Origin of the sequence: Streptomyces bambusae, assembly GCF_020532645.1 — a bacterium.
GTDB classification, from domain to species: domain Bacteria; phylum Actinomycetota; class Actinomycetes; order Streptomycetales; family Streptomycetaceae; genus Streptomyces; species Streptomyces bambusae.
Genome location: NZ_JAJAUZ010000067.1, coordinates 1 through 18,362 on the forward strand (window position 1 = coordinate 1; position 18,362 = coordinate 18,362).

Sequence of the window (18,362 nt, forward strand, 5' to 3'; positions counted from 1 at the left end):
CCCCACCCCTACGTCGCCGGGAGCTGGGATTCGGCTTCGGCGAGGAGTTCGGTGAGGCGGAGGGCGAAGGCGGCGTCGCAGGGCGAGGGCGTGCCCGTGCGGGCGGCGGAGAGGAGCGCGTCCAGGGCGCGCCGGAAGGCCGTGGGGACGTCGGTCCAGTCGGGGAGGGACGCCGTGCCGTGGACGCCGCGGAGTTCGATGCCGACGCCCGACGCCGCCCGCGGCGCACTGAGCGTCAGGGCGGCCGTGCTGGACGCCCCGGACGCATGCCGCAGCACCAGGTGAACGGTGTCGGCGGGGCCGGAGACGGCCGTGAGGCCGGTAACCTCGCCGAGGACGGGGATCAGCACGGACAGCGCGTGCGGTCCGACGTCCCACAGCCCGCCCTTGGCCCGCCGCCACGGCGAGGCCGCGTACGGGCTCTGCGGCCCCTCCAGCGCGTAGAGCGACCCGTACCAGTGCGCGCTGGCGGTGAACCAGCCGTCCCGGGCGGCCTGCTCGGCCACCCACGCGGCCGCCGGTTCGGCGAAGCGCAGGGTGAGGAAGACGACGGACGCCACCCCGGCCGCCTCGACGGCGTCGGCCACGGCCCGCGCCCCGGCCACGGTCGTGGCGACCGGTTTGTCGAGCAGCAGGTGGCACCCGTGCTCCGCCGCCCGCACGGCCAGCGGCGCCTGCACGTCCGGCGGCAGCGCGAACGCCACCGCGTCGCAGTCGGCGAACAGCGCGTCGGGATCGTCGTACACGGGTACGCCGTACTGCCCGGCGAGTTCCGCGGCGGCGTCGGGACGCCGGCCCCAGATCCCCGCGAACACCGATCCGGCGTGCCCGGCCAGGGCGGGGGCGTGGGTACGGGCGGCCCAGGGCCCGGTGCCGAGCAGGCCGATCCGCGGGAGCGCGGCGGGCCGATCGTCGGGACGTTCGACTGACGTCATATCGTACGAAATGCTCACGCGGACAGTGTGCCCCACACCCGCCCGGAACACCTGCGACGACCCGGAAACCTCGGTAACACGGGGTTCACACATGGGCAACGGTCGGGAAATCGCCCCTTGGCACGCTGCGGACATCACCGCAGCACCCGCAGAGTCTGCGCCGGAGCGACGCACCGAAGGATGGGGCCCGTGGCTTTCAAGGCTGAGTACATCTGGATCGACGGCACCGAGCCGACGGCCAAGCTTCGCTCGAAGACGAAGATCCTCGCCGACGGGGCGGAGCTGCCCATCTGGGGCTTCGACGGCTCCAGCACCAACCAGGCCGAGGGCCACGCCTCCGACCGCGTGCTCCAGCCGGTGTTCTCCTGCCCGGACCCGATCCGAGGCGGTGACGACGTCCTCGTGCTCTGCGAGGTCCTGAACATCGACATGACCCCGCACGAGTCCAACACCCGTGCGCTGCTGCGCCCGGTCGCGGAGAAGTTCGCCGGACAGGAGCCGATCTTCGGCATCGAGCAGGAGTACACCTTCTTCGACGGCGTCCGCCCCCTCGGCTTCCCGGTCGGCGGCTTCCCGGCAGCTCAGGGCGGCTACTACTGCGGTGTCGGCTCGGACGAGATCTTCGGCCGCGACATCGTCGAGAAGCACCTCGACCACTGCCTGGCCGCCGGCCTCGACATCTCCGGCATCAACGCCGAGGTCATGCCCGGCCAGTGGGAGTTCCAGGTCGGCCCGCTGAGCCCGCTGGAGGTCGCGGACCAGCTGTGGATCGCCCGCTGGCTGCTGTACCGCACGGCGGAGGACTTCAACGTCTCGGCCACGCTGAACCCGAAGCCGGTGAAGGGCGACTGGAACGGCGCGGGCGCGCACACCAACTTCTCCACGAAGGCGATGCGCGAGGACTACCGCGCGATCATCTCGGCGTGCGAGGCGCTGGGCGAGGGCAGCAAGCCGCTCGACCACGTGAAGAACTACGGCGCCGGCATCGACGAGCGCCTGACGGGTCTGCACGAGACCGCCCCGTGGAACGAGTTCAGCTACGGCGTCTCGGACCGCGGTGCCTCGGTCCGCATCCCGTGGCAGGTCGAGAAGGACGGCAAGGGCTACATCGAGGACCGCCGTCCGAACGCGAACGTGGACCCGTACGTGGTCACCCGGCTGATCACCGACACCTGCTGCGCCGGTCTGGAGAAGGACGGCCTGGTCTGACGCACCGCCGTCCCGCACCGCCGTCACACAGCGACGACCGGTACACCCGGCAGAGGCGCCCGCCGTTCGAGTGCGGGCGCCTCTCCGCGTTTCCGGGAGGATGCCCGAGGCGGTCCCGGCTTGATCACGGAACCGCATCGACGGACCCCGCCGCAACGCGCCGACCTGCCCGAGTGGTTGCGGAGGTTCACATTCCGTATCACCTGGTGAGAGGGGGTCTGATGCTCGGCGCGGCCATCTGCTTGAATGGGGGCATGGCCAGCCCTTCGCACACCTCGACCGGTCGCAGCGACCTCGAACCGTTCTGGCCGTCCCGTCAGCACCACGATTTCGACCGGGTGTGTTGCCGCGCGAAGAACGCGCCGGCCCTCTAACGCCTCCAGGCCCCACGTCCTGACAGGCCTTCGGTCTGCGCGGTCCCGTACGTCCTCTGCCGACGACTCCGCGTGAAAGAGCTGACCACTCATGGCGAACACCCGTTCCGTCGTACCCGCTGCGGCCTCCGCTGCGACCGCCCCCCTGACCTTCCCCCGGCACCGCCTGCGCGCCGTCGAACGCGACGAGGTGCAGGCGCCCACCGTGGCCGACTTCCTCCCGCCGGGCGCCACCTGGCTGCCGGCTCCCCCGCACACCCTGCCCGTCCTGCCGGGCCGGCCCCCGATGGTCGGCTACCTGGTCCTGGTGCCCGCCGACCAGCAGCCGCCGGCCGGCTTCGTGCCGCACGCCGCCGCGGCGGCCGCCGCCCCGGTGCCCGCCCCCGCGCCGTCCGCATCCGCGGGCGACGCCCTCGTACGGATCGACAGCGCGCAGCGCACCGCCGAAGTGGACGGGGAGCTGCTCGACCTGACGTACCTGGAGTTCGAGCTCCTCGCGCACCTGGTGGCGCACCCGCACCGGGTGCACAGCCGGGACCAGCTCGTCACCACGGTCTGGGGCTACGGCCACGTGGGCGACGGCCGGACCGTCGACGTCCACATCGCCCGGCTGCGCCGCAAGCTGGGCGCGGCGCACCGCGGGGCCATCCAGACGGTGCGCCGGGTGGGCTACAAGTACGCGCCGTGACCGGCTCGCGGAACGGCGGCGGGCCCGCACCCCGGGATCGGAGTGCGGGCCCGCCGGCCTCGGGTACCGCTGCCGTTACGCGGCGGCCGCCGCCTTGCGGCGGGCGATCAGGCCGAGGACCGCGTCCAGGACGAGGAAGACGGCCAGGCTGATGCCGAGCAGCGGGACGAACCAGCCGACGACGGCGGTGGCGGCGGCCAGCGGCAGCAGTGCGGTGACCGGCAGCCGGCGCCAGGCGCCGCGGGGCTGCGGGCGGCCGAAGGACAGGCCGCGGGCCTTCGTCGGGCGGCGCAGCCACCACATCCGGTAGCCCCAGAAGACGAGGAGCATCACGGCGAGCGCGAGGGCGGCCAGCAGCAGCTGGTTGACGAGCCCGAACATCAGGCCCATGTGGGCGTCGATGCCGTACCGGGTCAGCTTGGCGAGGACCGGGTGGTCGGCGAAGCGCAGGGTGTCCATGACGGCGCCGTCCGCCGGGTTCACGGCCACCGAGTCGAGGTGGACGGGCACCTGCCTGTCGCGTTCCTTGACGACGTAGCCCTTGCCCTCGGCAGGCAGGGTGATCTGGAGGCTCTCGGTGACGCCGACGGCCTTCGCGGCCTCGACGACGCGGTCGATGCCGACGTCCTTGCCCGCCGGTGCGGGGGCCGTGCCGCTCCCGCCGCCGTGGTGGCCGGCGTGCTCGTCGCCGCCGCCGGCGCCGCCGTCGAGGGCGGCGGAGACGGCCGGGGTGGCGCCGCCGAGGCGGTCCTGGAGCTGCCCGATGTTCTCACCGGCGTACGTGGACCAGGTCAGGCCGGTCGCGGACAGGACGACCAGTCCTGCGGTGGCCCAGAGGCCGACGGTGGCGTGCCAGGAGAGGGTCCGGCGGCGGCCGGTGGCCTTGCGGTCGGGCAGGACGAGGGCGGAGCGGCGGCTGCGGCGGCGGCCGATCCAGAGGGCGAGGCCGCCGAGGGCGACCACCCACATCCAGCTGGCGGCGAGCTCGCTGTAGATGCGGCCGGTCTCGCCGAGCTGGAGGTTGGCGTGCAGGCCGGAGATCCAGGCGCGCAGCGGCAGGGCGTCACCGGAGGTGTCCAGCTGCCCCGCGACCTCGGCGGTGTACGGGTTGACGAACACCGTGTGGGTCATGCCCTCGGCGACGCCGGGGGCCTCCATGAGGACCCGGGTGGTGGACTCGGCGTCGGGCGCCGGCCACACGGCGACCACTTCGCCCTGCGGGGTGGCGGCGGTGGCCGCGGCGACCTGCTCGGAGAGCGGGCGGGCGGCGCCGCCGGCGGGGGCGGAGACGGTCAGCTCGTCCTTGTAGACGATCTCCTCCGCCTGGAAGGAGAGGGCGTACAGGAGCCCGGTGGCGGCGGCGAGGAAAAGCAGCGGGGCGATGAGCAGGCCCGCGTAGAAGTGCATGCGGAGGAGGAGCGGACGGACGGCGGCCCAGGTGCCGGTGCCGGCCTTGGAGGCGGGGTCCGGCGCGTCGTCCGGTGCGGGGTCGGATGCGGGCGCGGGGTCCTGGACGGGGACGTCGCGGACTTCGTCGATGGCCATGGAGGTCCTTGGTGAGGCGGGACATGGGGAGATGGCCCCCTGTCGCGCCGGGCGCGCCGTCAGGCGCGGGCAGGACGGCCGGGGGCCGTGGTGCGGAGGACCTGCCGGAGCGGGGGCCCGCGCCGGACCACGGCATGGGCGGGCACCGCGCCGCGCAGCCGGCGCGGCGGGGTGTGCGGGCGGGGGCGCGGGGTGCGGGCGGCCGGGACGCCCGGGACCGTCCGCAGCAGGGCGAGCGCGCGCAGCAGCGGCTGCGCGGCCAGGGCGCCGAGCGTGCGCACGGCGCGGGCCAGCCGGAACACGGCGGCCTCGCCGCGGGCCAGCCACAGCGCGCAGAGCAGCGCGGCGATGCCGTGGGCGGCGGTCATGCCGAGGGTGCCGTGGCCGGCCATGCCCGCCATGTCCCCGGCCATGCCCGCCATGTCGCCGGCGCTCCCCGCCAGGTCGCCCGTCGCCGAGCCGTGGCCGGTGTGCGGGCCGTGGCCGCCGTGGTGGCCGGGCAGGTTGCCGGTGGCCGCGGGCGGCAGGGACTCCGTACGGGAGAAGAGGAGGTGGAGGGCACCCTGGGCGGCTGTGACGCCGGCCGTGATGGCGAGGGGCCCGCGGCGGCGGCCCGCGGAGAGCCAGGCCAGGGAGGCGACCACCCAGAAGGCGGCCAGGAGGACTCCGAACGGAACATCTCCGCCAGACATGTACGAATGCCCCGCAGCAGCCAAAGCCACGCACACCGCCGCGAACATCGCGGCCCGAGGGGTGCGCAGCGGCGACCGGGCATCTGACATGACCTGCACATGTTCGCACCCGGCGGCTCCCCGGGCCACGGCGGGTACCGGGTGCGCCCGGCGCGGACCGGTGTCGGATCATGACCAGGTGATGATCGGATGACGGGGGTCCTGCTGGGCCCGTTGTACGCGGGCGGGGTGCAGCTCGGCGCGTACGCCCTGGAGCGGTGGGAGCCGGCCGCGCGCGAGCGGCTGCTGCGGGGCTGCTCCACGAACGTCGACAACCTCGCCACCGGCCGCTGGGAAACCCTGCTGAGCAGCGCGTTCGTGGTCGAGGAGCCGATGCCGCTGCCGTACGCCCTGCTCCTGCTGGCGGTGCTGGGCTACGCCGAGTACGCGTACGGGGCCTGGTGGACCGCCGGGGTGTTCCTGCTCGGGCACACCGCCGCGACGCTGCTCGTCTACGGCGGGCTGCGGCTGCGCGGGGCCGGTCCGGACACCCGCCGGGCGCTGGACGTGGGCACGAGCTACGGGTTCAACGCGGTGCTCGGTGCGCTGACCGCGGCGCTCCCCCGCGGCCGGGTGCGCGGCGCGGCGCGGGCGGGGCTGCTGGCGGTGGCGGTGCCGCCGGCCGTGGCCCGCGGGCGGACGTTCACGGATGCCGGGCACCTGGCAGCGCTGGCCCTGGGGATCGGCGTGTCCCTGGCGGTCGGCTACCGTTCCCGGAAGCGCACAAAAGCCATATAAGCGGATATTTAGAGAACATGCATCGCACTCTCGCACCGAACCGCCGGACCCTGGAGCCGCCACGATGACCGCCACCCCGTCCACCACCGTCGCCAACCTCCGCGACCTCGGCGGCACCCCGCTCGCCGGCGGCCGCACGGTCCGCCCGGGGCTGGTGCTGCGCTCCGGCCAGCTCGACCGGATGGACCCGGCCGCCGACCCGGTCGTGGCCGCCCTGGGCCTGCGGACGGTCGTCGACTTCCGCACCGACGCGGAGCGCGCGGACCACCCGGACCGGGTGCCCGAGGGCGCCCGGCTGATCGTGGCGAACGTGCTGGCGGACAAGGTCACCTCCGGCGAGATGCCGGCCGCGGCGCAGCTCAAGCACATCCTGCGGGACCCGGTCCTGGCCGAGCGGGAGCTGGGCGGCGGCAAGGCCGAGGCGCTGTTCGAGGAGACGTACCGCTCGTTCGTGTCCTCCGGCTCCGGGCAGGCCGCGTACCGGACCCTGCTCACCGAGCTGGCGGCGCCGGACGCGGGGCCGCTGCTCTTCCACTGCACGGCCGGCAAGGACCGCACCGGGTGGGCGGCGACGGTGGTCCTCGGCCTGCTGGGCGCGGACGAGGAGACGGTCATGGCGGAGTACCTGTCCGTCAACCCGGCCGTCCGGCAGGCCTTCGCCCCGATGATCGAGGGCTTCACCGCGTCCGGCGGCAACCCGGACATCGCGCTCGCCCTGATCGGCGTGGTCCCCTCCTACCTGGAGGCCGCCCTCGACGAGGTCGCGACCCGGTACGGATCGATGGAGAAGTACGTGCGCGAGGGGCTGGGCGTCCCGGACGAGGCGGTGGCGGCACTGGCGGCCCGGCTGGTGCAGTAGCCGGGCCGGCCCGGCAGTGGCGAAGCGTTCCGCCGGGGTGCCGGGCGGCCGGTGACCATCGGACGAATCGCTCGTTCTGCTGAACGTGACCGTCCCGGATGCCGCCACCCGCCCCGCGCCCGCCGCCCCGCACGCGCCCGCTCCCGAGCCCGACCTCGTCGACGTGGAGCGCGCAGAGGCCGCCATCGTCGAGCACTACCCGCGGCTGGTGCGCATCGGCTACCTGGTGCTGCCCCCGGCACTCGGCCGCAACCGCCGGGTGCTGACCGCGCACGCGCTGGCCCAGCGCGCCCTGCCGCGCGGCCGCAGCGCGCCCGCGCCGGCCGCCGGGACGGTGCCCGGGCCGCGCCGGACCGGGGACAGGGCGGGGCGGATCGACCGGGGGTACGCGTACGTCCGGCTGCGGGTGCTGCGGGCCGCGCTGGAGGCGGGGCAGCCGCTGGGTCTCCGGGCCTGGCCGCGGCGGGCCCAGCTGCCGCCGCTGCTTCCGCAGGTGTGGGGGCTGCGGCTGTTCCCGCGGTCCGGCGGTGCCGAGGAACTCGCCCTGGACCAGCGGCTGTCCGCACTCGGCGCGGCGGGCCGGGCGGCGCTCGTCCTGACCGCCCTGGAGGGGCTGCCGGAGAGCGAGGCGGTACGCGTGCTCGCCGAGGCGGGGGTCGCCGACCCGGCGGCCGCGGTGGCCGAGGCGGCCGGGTCCGGGCCGGCGCCGGGCGGGCTGCTGGACTCCCCCGAGTTCGACCCGTGCGTGCTGCAGGCCCGGCCGACGGACCTGATGCGCCGCCGGGCGCACGTGAAGGGGGCGGCGGCGGCCGTCGTCGCGGCGCTGGTGTGCGGGGCGCTGGTCGGACTGCCGGGCGGCGGCTGGGGCGCGGACGGGCCGGCAGCCCCGCCGTACGCGCAGAACACGGCCGCCGAGCAGGCGCTGGACCCGGCCCGGCTGGCGCTGGTCGGACCGGACGCGTGGCGGACCTCGTCCCGTACGGACTTCTCCGTGTGGCCGGCCCGCGGCGGCCGCACCGACGACCGGGCGCTGCTGCGGCGAGCCCTGGCGGTATGGGCGCGGCCGGGGGCGGCGGTGCAGGTGTCCGCGACGCCGGGCACGCCGTCGGGGCCGCCGATGGGGCCGGCGCAGCTGCTGTACGCGGGCGAGGTGGACCAGGCGGTGGTCGTGCTGCTGTACGACGGGCTGCGGGTCGTGCGGTATGCGGAGGCGGCCGGTTCGGAGGCCGGGGCGGCGCTGGACTTCGCACGGACGGACGGCGCGGCGGCGGACACGGCGAACGCGCTGGTGCTGAGCCGGGTCGACGGCAACGTGCGCTATCTGACGGCGCCGTGGGTGCGGGCCGCCGCGGTACGGGACCTGCTGGAGCCGGGGCGCCGGTCGGTGCCGCTGGCGCTGGCGGCGGGGATCACGGCGCCGGTGCAGGCGCCCGCACTGACCGCCTCGTGCACGGCGTGGAGCGCGCTGGAGCTGACCACGCAGAACGCGGTGCGGATGGTGACCGACCTGGGCGAGCTGACGCCGGCGCGGCTGACGTCGGGGCCGCCGGGGGCGCCGCACGAGGTGGCGGGGGCGGTGGACCTGGAGCACTGGTCGCACACGGCCTGCCTGCTGCCGGCAGTCCGCTCGCACGGCGTACGGTCCGTCAACTCGTGGCCTTACGCGCAGCAGGAGCTGCCGGAGGGGGCGGGCACCGCGCACTGGGTGTGCACGCGGGCGGAGACGTGGCGGGGCACGGCGGACCGGGTACTGGCGCAGTTCCACGCGCCGGGTGCGCGGACCGGGGCGCCGGCGGCCCGGGCGGAGGGGTCGGCGGCGTGCGGGGTCCGCGAGTCGCGGGTGCTGGCCGGGGTCCTCTGGAAGGCTCCCACCGGTGCCTGGCACCTGCTGGGGGCCGGCAGTGCGCAGTTCACCTCCCTCACGGCCTCCGGACCCGTCTCCGGCACCGCCTCCGGTCCCCTCCTCGCCCTGCCGGCCCGCGCGGGTGCCGTCGCCGACCTGACGGGCCACCTCCGCGACGGCACCCGCATCCCGTCCCTGCGGTAACCCCCGCCCTGCCGGGCCGACCCGGCCGGGATGCACACCCCAGCCTCGCCGGCGTCTGAGGCGCGGGGACCACCCCCAGCCCCGCCGGCGTCTGAGGCACGAGGACCAACCCCAGCCCCGCCGGCGTTTGAGACGCGAGGACCAACCCCAGCCCCGCCGGCGTTTGAGGCGCGGGGTCTGGGGCAGCGCCCCGGGGCTCCGCCCCGAACCCCGGTCCTCAATCGCCGGACGGGCCGGAGTGTCGCCCGACGGGCGGGAATGGCCCCGGCCGGGCCGGCCCGCCCGGCCGGTCGGGCAGGATGGGACCAGGGGGTGTGCAGACGGCTTACGCGTCAGTACATTGACGCCATGTCTAATACGCAGCCTGCCCCGGTGGCGTCCGAGCGCATAGAACTCAAGGCCCGCAACGTCGCCTTCGAATGGACCGACACGCCCCTCCACTGGCTCCCCGGCCACCCCTTCGCGACGCACACCATCAACGTGCTGCACCTGCTCCTCCCCGCCGGCGAACGCTGGTTCGTGCACGTGTACAAGCAGGCCCTGCCGCTCATCACCGACGACCGGCTGCGCGAGGACGTCATCGGGTTCATCGGCCAGGAGGCCATGCACGCCGCCGCGCACGACGACGTCCTGCCGCACCTGCGCCGCCAGGGCCTGGACCCGACCCCGTACACCGCCCAGGTGGACTGGATGTTCGAGAAGCTCCTCGGCGACCGCACCCTGCCGCCCGGCCGGGCCCGCCGGTGGTGGCTGCTGGAGCGGATCGCCATGATCGCGGCCATCGAGCACTACACGGCCTTCCTCGGCAACTGGGTGCTGAACGCGGACGAGCTGGACCGCCGCGGCGCCGACCCCGTCATGCTCGACCTGCTGCGCTGGCACGGCGCCGAGGAGGTCGAGCACCGCTCGGTCGCCTTCGAGCTGTTCATGCACGTGGACGGCAGCTACCGGCGCCGGGTCCGCACCTGGGCCTCCGCCTTCACCGCCCTGGTCTTCCTCTGGCAGCGCGGGGCCCGCTTCTTCATGGAGAACGACCCGACGCTCACCGCCGGCCGCGCCTCCTTCGGCCAGTTCTACCGCGCCGGCCGCGAGGGCGTCCTCCCGTCGACCCCGGACATGCTGCGCTCGATCCCCCGCTACCTGTCCCGCGCGTACCACCCCTCCCAGGAGGGCTCGACCTCACAGGCGGCCGCCTACCTGGCCGCCTCCCCCGGCGCGAACGGCAGGGCCCGCTGATGGCCGCCGGCAGCCGCGCCGCCGGCTTCGCGGCGGCGGCCGGCGCCGCCTGGCTCGCCAAGCGCGCCCTGCGCACCCGGATCCGCCGCTCCCCGCTGTGGCCGCTGCCCGCCCTGGAGACGCCGGTCTCGGGCCACTCCCCGCGACGCACCCTGCGGGCCACGGTCGTCGCCCGCACCGAGGCCGCGGACGGCGTCGTCCACCTGCGGCTGGCCTCGCCGGAGCTGCCCGCGTGGACCCCCGGCGCCCACGTGGACCTGCTCCTGCCCTCGGGCCTGGTGCGCCAGTACTCGCTGTGCGGCGACCCCGCCGAGACCGGCACGTACGAGATCGCCGTACGCCGTGCCGAGGACGGCCGGGGCGGCTCCCGCGAGGTCCACGACCGGCTGGCGGAGGGCGCCGAGGTGCAGCTGCGCCCGCCCCGCAACCGCTTCCCCCTGGAGCCGGCCACCCGCCACGTGTTCGTCGTCGGCGGCATCGGCATCACGCCCGTCCTGCCGATGCTCCGCGCACTGGGCCCGGAGGCCGACTGGACCCTGCTGTACGGCGGGCGCTCCCGGGCCTCGATGCCGTTCCTCCCCGAACTCGCCCGCCACGGCGACCGCGTCACGGTGGTGCCGGAGGACGAGGCGGGCCGCCCCGACCTGTCCTTCCTCTCCTCGGCCGGCCCGGGCACCGCCGTCTACTGCTGCGGCCCCGAGCCCCTGATGGCCGCCGTCGAGGAGGCCGCCCCGGCGGGCGTCCCGGTCCACCTGGAACGCTTCACCGCCGCCGCCCCGGCCGCCGGCCGGCCCTTCACCCTCGAACTCCGCCGCTCCGGCACGACGGTGACGGTGGCCGCCGGCGAGTCCGCCCTCACCGCGGTGCGCCGCGCCCTCCCGGACACCCCGTACTCCTGCACCCAGGGCTTCTGCGGCACCTGCCAACACCGCGTCCTCACCGGCCCGGTCGACCACCGCGACACCCTCCTCACCGACGAGGAACGCACGACGACCATGCTCCTGTGCGTCTCCCGCGCCGAGGGCGACCACCTGGTGCTGGACGTGTAAGCGGAGGGAGCCGCTCTGTAGGGTGGTTCATATGACAACCAATGTGCGGCGCAGGATGGGTGTCGAGGAGCGGCGGCAGCAGTTGATCGGGGTCGCGCTGGAGTTGTTCAGTCACCGGTCGCCCGACGAGGTGTCGATCGACGAGATCGCGGCGGCGGCCGGGATCTCGCGGCCGCTGGTCTACCACTACTTCCCCGGCAAGCTGAGCCTGTACGAGGCTGCGCTGCGGCGGGCCGCGAACGATCTGGCGGGGCGGTTCGACGAGCCGCACGAGGGGCCGTTGGGGGCGCGGCTGCTGCGGGTGATGGGGCGGTACTTCGCGTTCGTCGAGGAGCACGGGCCCGGGTTCTCCGCGCTGATGCGGGGCGGACCGGCGGCCGGCAGCAGCCGGACCAACGCGATGATCGACGAGGTGCGGCACGCCGCGTACGAGCAGATCCTCGCGCACCTGGGGGTCGGGGCGCCGCCGGCCCGGCTGGAGCTGGTGGTCCGGTCGTGGGTGTCGCTGGCCGAGTCGACGGCGCTGCTCTGGCTGGACGGGCGGCGGATCCCGCGCGCGGAGCTGGAGTTGCAGCTGGTGCACGACTTCGCGGCGCTGATGGCGGTAAGCGCGGCGTACGACCCGGAGATGGGGGCGGTCGTCGGGCGGATGCTCGCGGACGAGCCGGCCGACGGGCCGTTCGGCGACCTGGTGGCCCGGCTGATCGCGCTGGTGCCGGCCGGAGTGCCCGCAGCGGCCGCGGAAGCTGCGGGGCCGGCGGACGGCGGGCCCGGGGACGCCGGGGTGCCGCAGCCGAGGCGATAATTCCCGTCGTGATCATTGACGGATTGGTGTTCCGGCAGGCGGAGGAGCAGGACGCGCCTGTCCTGGTCCGCCTGTACGACGGGGCCGCGCAGTGGATGCGGGCCAACGGAATCGAGCAGTGGAAGGCCGGCGAGAAGGACACCGCGCACTTCCTGGCGCGGATGCGCGACGGCGAGGTGTGGCTGGCCCGGGACGAGAACGGCCGGGTCTGCGGCGGGTACGAGCTGTGGTGGTCCGACGAGGAGGCCTGGGGGGTGCAGCCGCCGGTCGCCGGCTACGTGCACCGGCTGATGGTGGACCGACGGACGGCTCCGGCCGGCACCGGGCGGCGGCTGCTGGAGCACGCCGAGCGGCGGATCGCCCGTACCCGGCGGGAGCGGGCCCGGCTCGACTGCCAGTCGACGAACCCGCGGCTGGTCGCGTACTACCAGGGCGCCGGCTACCGGGTGGTCGGCGAGTTCCCCCACAAGGTGGGCAAGGACGGCCGGGTGTACGGGGTGATCCTGCTGGAGAAGCGGCTGGACGTGCTGCGCTCCCTGGACGGCGGCGAATAGCCGGGCGTACGGGGGACGGAACGCGTGCGGGGTGCCGGGTGGTCGCACCACCCGGCACCCCGCTGTCGGTTCCGGCGCCGGCCGCCGCCCTGGCGGCCCGCGCGCGGCGCCGCGCTCAGCCCCGCGTGAAGACCGCCGCGGTCCGGGCCGGGACGGTGAAGGTGCCCGTCGCCCGGTCGAAGCCGGCGCGCTTCACCACCGGGTCGGTGCCCGCCGCCTGGAGCGGGTGCAGCCGGTACGGGCGGTCCGCGAAGGCGGCGGCCCGCTGGGTCTGCTCCTGCGGGGTGGCGTTGAAGACGACGACCAGGTCGCCCAGGGCCATGGTGATCACGCCCGGGGTCTCGCTGGTGCCGGAGAGCGGGAAGGACAGCTGCTGCTGGACGTCGGCGGCCGTGCCGAGGGCGAACGCCGGCTCGGTGGTGCGGATCCGCAGCAGGGTCCGGTAGGCCTCCGAGGCCCCGTCGATGTCCTGGCACTTCGGTACGGCGATCCCGGTCAGCAGCGGCTTGGCGTAGGGCCACTTGGCGCGGTTGTCGGCGGCCGGCGGGAGGCCGCGGCCGAAGCCGTTGCCGTCGGCGCAGTCCCACTGGATCGCGTTGAACCAGTCGCCGCTGTCGTACGAGTTGCGGTCCAGGGACTTGGAGCGCAGCAGGTCGGTGCCGGCCTGGCTGAGGGACGGGCCCTGGGAGAGGGCCGGCACGGCCATCGCCAGGGTCTGCATCCGGGCCCGGTCGGCGGCGGAGGTGCCCGCGGGCAGCTTGAAGGCGAGCGCGTCGAACAGGGACTCGTTGTCGTGGGCGTCGGAGTAGCCGAGGGCGTCGCCGGGGGCGGCCGCGTAGCCGGCCGGGGAGCCGTTGTAGTCGACCTGGGAGCCCTTGACGGCACGGCCCGACGAGTCGGTGAAGGAGTAGTCGGCGAGGTTGCCGGACAGTCCGACCTTGATCAGGTCCTGGGCGTGCAGGAGGCGGGCCTTCTGCTGCTCGGGGGTGCCGTTGCCGGGGGCTCCGTTGGGGTCGGTGAAGAGGCCGGAGGCGAAGCCCTGGATCCGCGGGTCCTCGTCGAAGGGGCCGCCGCCGCGGACGGCGTCGCGGGCCCGGTCGGAGAAGGTGGCGATGCCGGTGCCGGCCATGTTCTTCTGGGTCGCCTGCACGAAGCGGGCGTCGTCGGCGACCTCGCCGAAGTTCCAGCCCTCGCCGTAGAGGACGACGGCCTTCCCGTCGACCCCGTCCTTCGCGACCGTCAGGGCGTCGAGGGCCTTGCGCACGGCGAGGATGTTGGCCTTGGGGTGGTGGCCCATCAGGTCGAAGCGGAAGCCGTCGACCTTGTACTCCTTGGCCCAGGTGACGACGGAGTCGACGACGAGGCGGCCCATCATGGCGTTCTCGGGGGCCGTGTTGGCGCAGCAGGTGGAGGTGGCGACCGAGCCGTCGGCGAGGAGCCGCTGGTAGTAGCCGGGGACGATGCGGTCGAGGACCGACCTGTCGGACTGGCCGGCGGCGACGGTGTGGTTGTAGACCACGTCCATCACGGTGCGCAGTCCGGTCCGGTTGAGGGACTGGACCATCTTCCGGAACTCGACGGTGCGGGCGGTGCCTTCGGGGTCGCTCGCGTAGGAGCCCTCGGGGACGGTGTAGTGCAGCGGGTCGTAGCCCCAGTTGAAGGCGTCCTTGGCGGCGGCCTTCGCGACGCAGTCCTGCTGCTCCTCCGAGTCGGGGGCGAGGACGGCCAGGTCGCAGGCGGGTTCGGTGCGGTCGGCGGGCTTCTCCGGGATGGTGCCGATGTCGAAGGCGGGCAGCAGGTGCACGTACGAGGTGCCGGCGGCGGCCAGTTCCCGCAGGTGCTTCATGCCGGCCGAGCCGCTGTCGGTGAAGGCCAGGTAGCCGCCGCGGTGGCTGCTGGTGCGGTCGGCGACGGAGAAGTCGCGGATGTGGAGTTCCTGGATCTGCGCCTGGGCCATGCCGGTGGCCTTCGGCTTGCGCAGGGTGGTCCAGCCGGCCGGCTTCAGGGCCGGGTCGGTGAGGTCGACGGCCAGGCTGCGGGCCGAGTCGGTGGTCAGGGCGGTGGCGTAGGGGTCGGTGACCAGGTTGGTGACCACCTGCCGGACGGTGGGGGCCCAGACGGTGACGGCGAACCGGTACGGCTTGCCGCGCCAGCTGCGCGGGCCGGCCGCCGACCAGACGCCGGTGCGGTCGTCGCGGGTCATGGGCAGGGTGCGGCCGTCGAGTTCGAGGGCGACGGTGCGGGCGGTGGGCGCCCACACGGACAGCTTGACGCCGGCTGCGGTGAAGACCGGTCCGAGGGGGGCGTCGGTGGCGTACAGGTCGTCGAGGACGCCGGCGAGCTGGACGCCGGTGGCGGCGAGGACGGCGCCGTTCGCGGCGCGGGCGGTGGCGACGAGCTGGCCGCGCAGGGCGGCGCGGACCCGGTCGCGGTCGCGGGCGTCGACGGTGAACGCCGGGTGCTTCGCCAGGTGCGGGAACTTGGCCTTCTGGGCGTCGGTCAGCGCCGACCGGGTCAGGCGCAGCATGCTCGCGCTGCCGGTCAGGGTGCCGTTCTCGGCCTTGACGGAGCCGTCGCGGGAGGCGAGGAGGTGGACGGAGGCGGCGGCCTCGGGAGCCTGCCAGGCGACGGTGTCGCGGTCCAGCCAGACGGCCTTGGCTGTGGTGGGGTCGAGGGCGGCGGCGGAGCCTGCGGGCTGCGGCAGCAGGTGCTTCTCCCGGCCGGCGAGCAGCCAGACCTCGTGGCCGGCGGCCTTCAGGTCGAGGGACTGGTCGGCGGGCAGGTCCTTCTCGTCGCCCTTGTGGAGGATGTACGAGAGGGAGGTGGCGCCCGCGGCGAGCGGGACCTCGTACACGGCGCCGTACGCGTCGAAGCGGGCGGGCATCAGGGGCTTGGACCAGTCGGTGGGGTTCGCGGCCCCGGTCCAGGTGTGCAGGCCCCAGCCGTCGTAGGCGCCGTCGGCGCGGCGGAGGTGGAGGACGGCCTTGGAGGTGTCCTGGGCGGGGTACTCGGGGCGCTCGGTGCGGGCGGCCTCCTTGCCCTGCTCCAGCCAGATCTCGCCGGTCTTGGTGACGTCGATGCTTCGGTCGGCGGCGACGTCCTTGGTGCCGTTCTTGTCGATGACGAGGTAGCCGACGGAGGTGGCGCCGGGCTTGAGGCGGACGTACGCGAACGCGCCGTAGGCGTCGCGGCCGGTGAAGCCGTGGCCCTCGGGCCAGGGGGTGGCCTCGCCGTCGGCGATGTCGCCCCAGGCGTAGAGGCGCCAGTCGGCGTAGTCGCCGTCGGGGCGCTTGTAGTGGACGATCGCGTAGTCGCGCTGGGTGGCGGTCGGGACCTCCTTGGGCGGGACGGCTCCGGCCACGGACTCGGCGAGGGCGCTCGACGTCCGGCCGGCGGCGTCCACGGCCACCGCCTTCCAGCGCAGCGGAGTGCCGGCGGGGGCGGCGACGTGCTGGGTGACCCGGTACGGGGCGTGGTCGGCGGAGCCGAGGACCTGCCAGGGGCCGGTGCCGGTCTGGGCGGCGAACACGACCCGGTTGCGGCCGCCGCCGGAGACCTCCGCGGAGATCTCGACGGTGCCGGTGGCGCCGGTGGCGGGGGCCTTGAGGGTCAGGGTGGGGCCGGTGGCGGGCTCGGGGAGCGCGGTGGCGGCCTTGAGGACGACGGAGCCGAAGGCGGGGACGGTGACGGTGGTCCTGCCGTCGTCACCGGTGCGGGCGTCGGTGGTGGTGCCGTAGAGGGCGGTGAAGTCGGTGCCGGGGCGGCTGTCGACCGGGACGTCCACGGTCTTGGCCTCGGCGGCGTTGTTGACGGCGACCAGGTACTCGGCGCCGGCGTAGGCGTCGGTGCGGGTGAAGGCGTAGACGGAGCCCTGGGCGAGGCGCTCGGTCTGGGTGCCGTTCGCCAGGCCCGGGTGAGAGCGGCGCACCTTTCCGAGAGCGGCGATCTGCCGGTAGAGCGGGTGCTCCGGATCGTAGGCGTCGCTCGCGTGGGTGCGGGCGGTGCCGAGCTGGTCGTCGTCGAGGTAGTCGGCGGTCTTCGAGGCGAACAGGGTCTGGCGGGCGTCCTTGTCGCCGCCGGCGCCGGTGAAGCCCTGCTCGTCGCCGTAGTAGACGACGGGGTTGCCGCGGGAGAGGAACATCAGCTCGTTGGCGAGCCGGTAGCGGGCGAGGAGTTCCGCCTCGCCGGCGCCGGGCCGGTCCTGCTTGAGGAAGGTGCCGAAGCGCCCCATGTCGTGGTTGCCGAGGAAGGTCACCTGCTCGTAGGCGTTGGCCTTGTCGGTGGTGTACCGGTAGTCGTCGGCGAAGACGGAGGCGAGCCGGCCGGCCGGGGCACCCTGGGCGGCGTACCCGCGGATGGCGTCCTGGAGCGGGAAGTCGAGGGTGGAGTCGAGCCGGCCGCGGGTCACGTACGGCGCGGTGACCGCGGTGTCGGCGGAGTAGACCTCGCCGAACATGAAGAAGTCGGGGCGGCCCTGCTGCTCGGCGTACCGGTCGAGGGCGGTGGCCCAGCGGGTCCAGAACTCGGTGTTGACGTGCTTGACGGTGTCGATGCGGAAGCCGTCGATCTTGAAGTCGCGGACCCACTTCTTGTAGATCTCGGCCATCCCGGAGACGACCTCGGGGCGCTCGGTCCACAGGTCGTCGAGGCCGACGAAGTCGCCCTGGTCGGAGGACTCGCCGGCGAAGGTGGAGTCGCCCCGGTTGTGGTACATCGTGGGGTCGTTAAGCCAGGCCGGGACCTTGAGGTCCTTCTTGGCGGCGGGCACGACGGGGGTGCGCGGGAAGGACTGCGCGGAGACGGCGGGGAACTTCCTCTTCCCGTCGGCGTAGTCGGAGTCGTCGAAGGGGACCCCGTCCTTGGTCAGGTACGGGAAGGCGCCCTTGGAGAGGTAGGAGTAGGACTTCTCCTCGTAGTCGACGACGTCCGCGGTGTGGTTGGTGATGACGTCGAAGAAGACCTTCATGCCCTTGCGGTGGGCGGCGTCGATCAGCTTCGTCAGGTCGGCGTTGGTGCCGAAGTGCGGGTCGACCCGGGTGAAGTCGGTGATCCAGTAGCCGTGGTAGCCGGCCGAGGCGTCCTTGCCCTGGCCCTGCACGGGCTGGTTCTTGAAGATCGGCGCCATCCAGATGGCGGTGGTGCCCAGGCCCTTGATGTAGTCGAGCCTCTCGGTGAGGCCCTTGAGGTCGCCGCCCTGGTAGAAGCCCTTGTCCTCGGGGTCGAGGCCGGTCTCCAGGCGGGTGCCGGTCAGGCCGCCCCGGTCGTTGCCCGGGTCGCCGTTGGCGAACCGGTCGGGCAGGACGAAGTAGAACTGCTCGCGGGTCAGGTCGTGGCGGGCAGGCTGCCGGGCGAGCCGGGCGTCCGAGGGCGGTGCGGGCGGCTCGGCCGCGGCCGTCGCGGGGACGGCGGGGGCGAGCGTCACGGCCAGGGCGGCGGCGAGCGTGCCGGCCGCCGCGCGCAGGGCTGGGCGTATCAAGGGAGGGTCTCCTTGAAGCACTTGGAGCAGACGGGTGGGAACGGGTGAGGGCCGCCCGGCGGGTGGCGGGGTTCTTGCAGAGTGCCGGGCGGCCCTGGTCCGGAGGGGCGCGGGGA

13 protein-coding genes are annotated in these 18,362 nt (G+C 74.5%); 9 read left to right on the forward strand and 4 right to left on the reverse strand.

Translation table 11 applies throughout. The annotated features are described in order from the left end of the window. Positions 1-8: 8 nt before the first annotated feature. Positions 9-935, reverse strand: a complete 927-nt coding sequence (locus tag LG634_RS31345) for a Gfo/Idh/MocA family protein (protein WP_226738859.1) — start codon at positions 933-935, stop codon at positions 9-11. 189 nt (positions 936-1,124) lie between these two features. Here LG634_RS31345 and glnII point away from each other — a divergent pair, with 189 nt between their 5' ends. Both glnII and LG634_RS31355 read left to right on the forward strand, forming a co-directional pair. Continuing rightward, entirely contained in the window at positions 1,125-2,144 is a 1,020-nt protein-coding gene (glnII, locus tag LG634_RS31350; protein ID WP_226738811.1) for a glutamine synthetase, read from the forward strand. Positions 2,145-2,609: 465 nt separating this feature from the next. Continuing rightward, the gene (locus tag LG634_RS31355) at positions 2,610-3,206 is read left to right on the forward strand and encodes a winged helix-turn-helix domain-containing protein (RefSeq protein ID WP_226738813.1); all 597 of its coding nucleotides are present in this window, start codon (positions 2,610-2,612) and stop codon (positions 3,204-3,206) included. Positions 3,207-3,281: 75 nt separating this feature from the next. Here the strand turns inward: LG634_RS31355 and LG634_RS31360 are convergent, their stop codons facing one another. Beyond that, positions 3,282-4,751 carry a PepSY-associated TM helix domain-containing protein gene (locus LG634_RS31360; protein WP_226738815.1) on the reverse strand — a complete coding sequence of 490 codons (1,470 nt, stop codon included), beginning with the start codon at positions 4,749-4,751 and terminating at the stop codon, positions 3,282-3,284. Between the two features lie 59 nt (positions 4,752-4,810). Further along, the gene (locus LG634_RS31365; protein ID WP_226738817.1) at positions 4,811-5,443 is read right to left on the reverse strand and encodes a hypothetical protein; all 633 of its coding nucleotides are present in this window, start codon (positions 5,441-5,443) and stop codon (positions 4,811-4,813) included. 189 nt (positions 5,444-5,632) lie between these two features. On the opposite strand from LG634_RS31365, the gene LG634_RS31370 reads away from it, so the two are divergent. From LG634_RS31370 to LG634_RS31400, 7 genes are all read left to right on the forward strand, one after another. Beyond that, positions 5,633-6,220 carry a rhomboid-like protein gene (locus tag LG634_RS31370; protein WP_226738819.1) on the forward strand — a complete coding sequence of 196 codons (588 nt, stop codon included), beginning with the start codon at positions 5,633-5,635 and terminating at the stop codon, positions 6,218-6,220. 64 nt (positions 6,221-6,284) lie between these two features. Then, complete coding sequence (locus tag LG634_RS31375) at positions 6,285-7,079, forward strand: tyrosine-protein phosphatase (RefSeq protein ID WP_226738821.1); 795 nt, start codon at positions 6,285-6,287, stop codon at positions 7,077-7,079. Positions 7,080-7,164: 85 nt separating this feature from the next. Then, positions 7,165-9,126 carry a hypothetical protein gene (locus LG634_RS31380; RefSeq protein ID WP_226738824.1) on the forward strand — a complete coding sequence of 654 codons (1,962 nt, stop codon included), beginning with the start codon at positions 7,165-7,167 and terminating at the stop codon, positions 9,124-9,126. 348 nt (positions 9,127-9,474) lie between these two features. Continuing rightward, positions 9,475-10,362, forward strand: coding sequence for a metal-dependent hydrolase (locus LG634_RS31385; RefSeq protein WP_226738825.1), 888 nt, complete (start codon positions 9,475-9,477; stop codon positions 10,360-10,362). After that, on the forward strand, positions 10,362-11,411 hold the full coding sequence (locus tag LG634_RS31390; protein WP_226738827.1) for a PDR/VanB family oxidoreductase: 1,050 nt from the start codon (positions 10,362-10,364) through the stop codon (positions 11,409-11,411). The genes LG634_RS31385 and LG634_RS31390 overlap by 1 nt, the downstream gene beginning before the upstream one ends. Positions 11,412-11,442: 31 nt before the next feature. Beyond that, positions 11,443-12,216 carry a TetR/AcrR family transcriptional regulator gene (locus LG634_RS31395; RefSeq protein ID WP_226738829.1) on the forward strand — a complete coding sequence of 258 codons (774 nt, stop codon included), beginning with the start codon at positions 11,443-11,445 and terminating at the stop codon, positions 12,214-12,216. 14 nt (positions 12,217-12,230) lie between these two features. Continuing rightward, entirely contained in the window at positions 12,231-12,770 is a 540-nt protein-coding gene (locus LG634_RS31400; protein ID WP_372482527.1) for a GNAT family N-acetyltransferase, read from the forward strand. Positions 12,771-12,885: 115 nt separating this feature from the next. On the opposite strand, the gene pulA is transcribed toward LG634_RS31400, so the two are convergent. Then, the gene (pulA, locus tag LG634_RS31405; RefSeq protein ID WP_264203846.1) at positions 12,886-18,246 is read right to left on the reverse strand and encodes a pullulanase-type alpha-1,6-glucosidase; all 5,361 of its coding nucleotides are present in this window, start codon (positions 18,244-18,246) and stop codon (positions 12,886-12,888) included. Positions 18,247-18,362 lie beyond the last annotated feature (116 nt).

Coding starts and splice junctions, on each gene's coding strand:
- LG634_RS31345 (WP_226738859.1), bottom strand. CDS start 935: ATGACGTCAGTCGAACGTCCCGACGATCGGCCCGCCGCGCTCCCGCGG.
- LG634_RS31355 (WP_226738813.1), top strand. CDS start 2,610: ATGGCGAACACCCGTTCCGTCGTACCCGCTGCGGCCTCCGCTGCGACC.
- LG634_RS31360 (WP_226738815.1), bottom strand. CDS start 4,751: ATGGCCATCGACGAAGTCCGCGACGTCCCCGTCCAGGACCCCGCGCCC.
- LG634_RS31365 (WP_226738817.1), bottom strand. CDS start 5,443: ATGTCTGGCGGAGATGTTCCGTTCGGAGTCCTCCTGGCCGCCTTCTGG.
- LG634_RS31370 (WP_226738819.1), top strand. CDS start 5,633: ATGACGGGGGTCCTGCTGGGCCCGTTGTACGCGGGCGGGGTGCAGCTC.
- LG634_RS31375 (WP_226738821.1), top strand. CDS start 6,285: ATGACCGCCACCCCGTCCACCACCGTCGCCAACCTCCGCGACCTCGGC.
- LG634_RS31385 (WP_226738825.1), top strand. CDS start 9,475: ATGTCTAATACGCAGCCTGCCCCGGTGGCGTCCGAGCGCATAGAACTC.
- LG634_RS31390 (WP_226738827.1), top strand. CDS start 10,362: ATGGCCGCCGGCAGCCGCGCCGCCGGCTTCGCGGCGGCGGCCGGCGCC.
- LG634_RS31395 (WP_226738829.1), top strand. CDS start 11,443: ATGACAACCAATGTGCGGCGCAGGATGGGTGTCGAGGAGCGGCGGCAG.